We start from the raw sequence: 3,891 nt of genomic DNA on the forward strand, positions 1-3,891 counted from the left end.
TTGCCTATGATGGGTCTGCCTAACCGCGCCCTCGAACGGATCTCGAGAAGCTGGTCTTTTTGTGCCAATTCCAACCAGTAATACCCCGCACAGGGTGCTGCTGAGGCGACGATCCCTTCGGGATCGCGCTTAGCCAATCTCGCAAGGGAGAGGCTGAAGCGACGATCTCTTCGAGATCGCGCGATGGGTATTGGCAATGAGAACGATCAAGTGTCTTAAGGGCAATTGGTGGATGCCTTGGCATGCACAGGCGATGAAGGACGTGATACGCTGCGATAAGCTACGGGGAGGTGCGAATACCCTTTGATCCGTAGATCTCCGAATGGGGAAACCCACCTAAGGTACTTGGAAAATCAGAGCTGCACGACGCGAAATCCCAAAGATTGAGCGTGAAGCGACGATCTCTTTGAGATCGCGCTGTTGCAGTTGTGGTTTCCAAGTATCGCTAATAGGTAACTTATCCTGAATCCATAGGGATAAAGTGGCGAACGCGGGGAACTGAAACATCTAAGTACCCGTAGGAAAGGACATCAACCGAGACTCCGGAAGTAGTGGCGAGCGAACCCGGACCAGGCCAGTGGCGATTGAGAGACAAGCGGAACCTTCTGGAAAGTAGGGCCATAGCGGGTGACAGCCCCGTACGCGTAATGCGATCAATCGTCCTCGAGTAAGGCGGGACACGTGAAATCCTGTCTGAAATTGGGAGGACCACCTTCCAAGCCTAAGTACTCGTGCATGACCGATAGCGAACTAGTACCGTGAGGGAAAGGTGAAAAGCACCCCGACAAGGGGAGTGAAAGAGTACCTGAAACCGATTGCCTACAAACAGTGGGAGCCCGTCCTTCAAATCGCTTGACGATTTGAAGAACTTTTGATGTGGCCATCAAAAGCGCAAGCGCTTTGATGGGCGGGTGACCACGTACCTTTTGTATAATGGGTCAGCGACTTAGTGTGACGAGCAAGCTTAAACCGATAGGTGTAGGCGCAGCGAAAGCGAGTCTGAACAGGGCGTTCAGTTCGTCGCATTAGACCCGAAACCGAGTGATCTAGCCATGAGCAGGCTGAAGGTAAGGTAACACTTACTGGAGGGCCGAACCCATAACTGTTGCAATAGTTCGGGATGACTTGTGGCTAGGGGTGAAAGGCCAATCAAACTCGGAAATAGCTGGTTCTCCGCGAAATCTATTTAGGTAGAGCGTCGACCGAATACCCCAGGGGGTAGAGCACTGGATGGGCTAGGGGTCCTCACCGGATTACCAAACCTAACCAAACTCCGAATACCTGGGAGTACTAGTCGGCAGACACACGGCGGGTGCTAACGTCCGTCGTGAAAAGGGAAACAACCCTGACCTACAGCTAAGGTCCCCAAGTTATGGCTAAGTGGGAAAGGATGTGAGGATCCCAAAACAACCAGGATGTTGGCTTAGAAGCAGCCATCATTTAAAGAAAGCGTAACAGCTCACTGGTCTAAATAAGGGTCTTTGCGCCGAAAATGTAACGGGGCTAAAGCCATACACCGAAGCTTAGGGTTCGTGAGCAATCACGAGCGGTAGCGGAGCGTTCTGTAAGCCGATGAAGCCGTACCCGTGAGGGGCGGTGGAGGTATCAGAAGTGCGAATGCTGACATGAGTAACGTAAGGGGAGTGAGAGACTCCCCCGCCGAAAGACCAAGGGTTCCTGCTTAAAGTTAATCTGAGCAGGGTTAGCCGGCCCCTAAGACGAGGCGGAAACGCGTAGTCGATGGGAACCACGTTAATATTCGTGGGCCTGGAGGTAGTGACGGATCACACAAGTTGTCCAATCTTATCGGATTGAAAGGGCAGCGGAGTGGTTCCAGGAAATAGCTCCTCCTTATAGACCGTACCCGAAACCGACACTGGTGGTCAGGTAGAGTATACCAAGGCGCTTGAGAGAACTATGCTGAAGGAACTCGGCAAATTGCACGCGTAACTTCGGAAGAAGCGTGACCCTTTTCTGCGCAAGCAGAGGAGGGTGGCACAGACCAGGGGGTAGCGACTGTTTATCAAAAACACAGGGCTCTGCGAAGCCGCAAGGCGACGTATAGGGTCTGACGCCTGCCCGGTGCTGGAAGGTTAAGAGGAGGGGTGCAAGCTCTGAATCGAAGCCCCAGTAAACGGCGGCCGTAACTATAACGGTCCTAAGGTAGCGAAATTCCTTGTCGGGTAAGTTCCGACCTGCACGAATGGCGTAACGACTTCCCCGCTGTCTCCAGCATAGACTCAGTGAAATTGAATTCCCCGTGAAGATGCGGGGTTCCTGCGGTTAGACGGAAAGACCCCGTGCACCTTTACTATAGCTTTACATTGGCATTCGTAGTGGCATGTGTAGGATAGGTGGTAGGCTTTGAAGCCTGGGCGCCAGCTCAGGTGGAGCCACCCTTGAAATACCACCCTTATCACTATGGATGTCTAACCGCGGCCCGTTATCCGGGTCCGGGACAATGTATGGTGGGTAGTTTGACTGGGGCGGTCGCCTCCTAAAGAGTAACGGAGGCGCGCGATGGTGGGCTCAGAACGGTCGGAAATCGTTCGCTGAGTGCAATGGCATAAGCCTGCCTGACTGCGAGACTGACAAGTCGAGCAGAGACGAAAGTCGGTCATAGTGATCCGGTGGTCCCGCGTGGAAGGGCCATCGCTCAACGGATAAAAGGTACGCCGGGGATAACAGGCTGATGACCCCCAAGAGTCCATATCGACGGGGTTGTTTGGCACCTCGATGTCGACTCATCGCATCCTGGGGCTGGAGCAGGTCCCAAGGGTATGGCTGTTCGCCATTTAAAGCGGTACGTGAGTTGGGTTCAGAACGTCGTGAGACAGTTCGGTCCCTATCTGCCGTGGGTGTAGGAATATTGAAAGGATCTGTCCCTAGTACGAGAGGACCGGGATGGACGGATCTCTGGTGGACCTGTTGTGGCGCCAGCCGCATTGCAGGGTAGCTATATCCGGACGGGATAACCGCTGAAGGCATCTAAGCGGGAAACCCACCTTGAAACGAGTATTCCCTGAGAACCGTGGAAGACGACCACGTTGATAGGCCGGGTGTGGAAGAGCGGCAACGCTTGAAGCTTACCGGTACTAATAGTTCGATAGGCTTGATCGTTCTCATTACTTATATCCATCCGACAAAGTCGGATGGTCTGCCAGCGCTCACGCATGAGCGGCCCCTTCGGGGCCAAAGCTTAAGCGAGGGCGCCGGACGACCGGCGACGCGCAGTCGCGCTTGCGGGCTTCGCCCGAAGCAACCCTGCATAACAGCGTCGCCTTGGCACAAAGGCGACGATCCTTGGATCGCGCTGCGACGATCCTTGGATCGCGCTTGAACAGCTTCTCGATTTGAACGTGCGTTTTGCCGACCTGGTGGTTATGGCGGAGCGGCTGCACCCGATCCCATTCCGAACTCGGCCGTGAAACGCTCCAGCGCTGATGGTACTTCGTCTCAAGACGCGGGAGAGTAGGTCGCTGCCAGGTCTGCAAAGCGCACGTTCGGCTCACATCCGGATCAGAAGGATCCGCATGGAGCTAAATCTTCTCATTGCGATTGTCGTGATGCATGTCGTTGTCCCAAAACCGCCAGGCACTTTTGGGCGACATGCATAAAGGCCCGCCAAACGGGAGCCCGGGCCGCGCAAGCGGCCCTTTCATTTGGCAGCCCCTCTTGAATCCGGTAAGCCAAAACTTACCTACATCTCGACGCGGGGTGGAGCAGCCCGGTAGCTCGTCAGGCTCATAACCTGAAGGTCACAGGTTCAAATCCTGTCCCCGCAACCAAATACAAAAGAGCCCGCCTCGCGCGGGCTCTTTTGTATTTGCTGCGAGAGCCGGCGATTTTAACCTGCATCAGGGACCCGCAAACAGGCAAAGCCGACGCCGC

The 3,891-nt window shown here is 54.7% G+C and carries 1 tRNA gene and 2 rRNA genes; all 3 read left to right on the forward strand.

What is annotated here, in order from left to right:
- Positions 1 to 204 precede the first annotated feature (204 nt).
- The 3 genes from P9273_RS31895 to P9273_RS31905 all read left to right on the forward strand — a co-directional run bounded on the left by P9273_RS31895 (position 205) and on the right by P9273_RS31905 (position 3,788).
- Positions 205 to 3,120, forward strand: a 23S ribosomal RNA gene (locus P9273_RS31895).
- Positions 3,121 to 3,373: 253 nt separating this feature from the next.
- Positions 3,374 to 3,488: ribosomal RNA gene (rrf, locus tag P9273_RS31900) — 5S ribosomal RNA — on the forward strand.
- A 223-nt stretch (positions 3,489 to 3,711) separates the two neighbouring features.
- Positions 3,712 to 3,788, forward strand: a tRNA-Met gene (locus tag P9273_RS31905).
- Positions 3,789 to 3,891 lie beyond the last annotated feature (103 nt).

Source organism: Mesorhizobium sp. WSM4935, from assembly GCF_029625735.1.
Lineage (GTDB): Bacteria > Pseudomonadota > Alphaproteobacteria > Rhizobiales > Rhizobiaceae > Mesorhizobium.